At 56.3% G+C, this 1,566-nt stretch carries 2 protein-coding genes; both read left to right on the forward strand.

What is annotated here, in order from left to right; translation table 11 throughout:
- Positions 1-544: 544 nt before the first annotated feature.
- Positions 545-904 carry a hypothetical protein gene (locus tag PAA8504_RS21625; protein WP_108896179.1) on the forward strand — a complete coding sequence of 120 codons (360 nt, stop codon included), beginning with the start codon at positions 545-547 and terminating at the stop codon, positions 902-904.
- Positions 905-1,014: 110 nt separating this feature from the next.
- On the forward strand, positions 1,015-1,338 hold the full coding sequence (locus tag PAA8504_RS21630; protein ID WP_108896180.1) for a hypothetical protein: 324 nt from the start codon (positions 1,015-1,017) through the stop codon (positions 1,336-1,338).
- Positions 1,339-1,566 lie beyond the last annotated feature (228 nt).

The raw sequence follows: 1,566 nt of genomic DNA on the forward strand, positions 1-1,566 counted from the left end.
CCAGCACCCGAGGTGGTGCAGTGGCCGGCTCCGCAATCCGGAGCCGCTTCGCCGGCCACTCCGGCCGTAGCGCCGAGTCCCGTCATGCACTAAGACTGAAACCGGACCTCCCGATTGGGGCAGGCCACCCGGCAGTGGCAACTCTTACAATGATGAAGTTCGACGGATAAGAGCGGTCTATCAAGCCAGGCCGGAGACAGAATTACTAAAGCGGCGCGTTGAAAGCCGCAGTCGTGAAGGCTGGATGGTCCTCCAAAAATCTGCTCGCGACATCGTAGTGCGCCAGAAAGACACCCGCCTTTCTCGGGAAGCATTCGGTAAACAGCGCAGAAATACATCCGCGATGAGCCGCAGCTTTCAAAAGGCTGTTCGAAGAGAATGAGTATCAGGCAAAGCTAATATGCTGTATTGCAACATTTTTACGTTGAAATGGAGGCTTTGAATGTGATATGTTCACTCTTTGTTCTAATCCGCGAGAGCGTAAGAAAAGAACAAATGAAAATCCTGACAACTGAAACCCCAACCAAGGAAAGGAGTATGTTCCATGGACAGAACACCTGCATCTAATCAACCGATAGAAACACTGCGAGACGGTCGCCTGAAAGCGACGCTCTGGGAGAACCAGGGCGAGAGTGGTCCCTATCACACCGTCACGCTCGCCAAGGTCTATGAAGACAAAGACGGGCATCTTCAGGAAACAAGTTCGTTCTCTGCCCGAGAGCTTTTACGCGTCGCAGAGCTGGCGCGCGAGGCTCATGGCCTGATCCGTAGCCTCCGCCGCGAGCACAATCTGGAGCGGACCAACGAACGCGAGGCGCCGAAGCGGGAGGAACGTCCGCACCGCCCCCGACGCGCTGCACCTGATCGCTTCGCCGGGCGCGAGGGACCTTCACTGGACAGATAACGCAAAGGGCACGGGTGCCAGGCTTGGTGTGGCCGCACCCGTGCACTTGGCAGGAGAAAAGAGACGGGGGGACGAGAAAGTAACCATCAAAACCAAGAAAGGACAACGGTATGGAAAATAGAGGAAAAACACGAGGCCGATCTGACGAAACTGGGATAGCAACCGGTCGGCCATCTTCGCAGCAGCTCATGGAGCGCTACGGTGACCACCTGGAAGGTGAAGGGCTGAGTGAGGATCAGGCCAAGGAGTTCCTGGGCGCTCTCTGGCAGGTCATGGTGGCGTTTGTCGATCTGGGTTTCAGCGTGAGGGCTGGGGATAAATTCAACCCGAAAAGCGACATCGGCATGGATGATGTGCTACAGTATCTTTGCCTTGAAGATACAGCGCCTGAAACAGTGGCATCCTTGAAAACCGACAAACAAAAGGAGCCCTGATGAGCGCTGAACGATTATCTCTTTCCCAAGAAATTAAGCCTGATGCCGCGGTTATTTACTGCCGCGTCTCGACCACGAAGCAAACAATTCAGGGGCATGGCCTGGCCTGCCCCAATCGGGAGGTCCGGTTTCAGTCTTAGTGCATGACGGGACTCGGCGCTACGGCCGGAGTGGCCGGCGAAGCGGCTCCGGATTGCGGAGCCGGCCACTGCACCACCTCGGGTGCTG

The organism is Palleronia abyssalis, assembly GCF_900302445.1.
In the GTDB taxonomy this organism is placed as follows: Bacteria; Pseudomonadota; Alphaproteobacteria; order Rhodobacterales; family Rhodobacteraceae; genus Palleronia; species Palleronia abyssalis.

Coding starts and splice junctions, on each gene's coding strand:
- PAA8504_RS21625 (WP_108896179.1), top strand. CDS start 545: ATGGACAGAACACCTGCATCTAATCAACCGATAGAAACACTGCGAGAC.
- PAA8504_RS21630 (WP_108896180.1), top strand. CDS start 1,015: ATGGAAAATAGAGGAAAAACACGAGGCCGATCTGACGAAACTGGGATA.